At 43.9% G+C, this 360-nt stretch carries 1 protein-coding gene; it reads right to left on the bottom strand.

The window, feature by feature from the left end; all coding sequences use genetic code 11:
* A partial coding sequence (locus ACWGDX_RS39285) for a hypothetical protein (RefSeq protein WP_453633613.1) occupies positions 1-360 on the bottom strand: 360 nt, incomplete at both ends.

Consider the following 360-nt stretch of genomic DNA (forward strand, 5'->3'; position numbering starts at 1 on the left):
CTGTACGACAGCGGTAGCGCGTTCCGGTCGAAGTGCGTCCAATTCTTTTTCAAGGCTGGCATACCCCCAAAACGTTTTTCCAATATCAGAACTACTGGCAAGGACCTTTTCCGAGCCGAAGCCAATTGCAAAAATAACAATGCGAGCCCGAATAATGCTACTTTTTGAGCCGCCGAGGACATTTATCTCACGCGGCAGGATAACTGTTAGAACTCTTGCGCCACCATAAAGCACACTTTGATGAGACGTTAGCTTTATTCCATTTTCAATCTGAAAAACAGATGAATATTTCAGCTTATATTTATCTAGGTGCTTTTTTATATCGTCCGCCAGTGCACTCGACGATTTAGGTTGTGTTGT

It is taken from the genome of Streptomyces sp. NPDC055025, assembly GCF_053608565.1.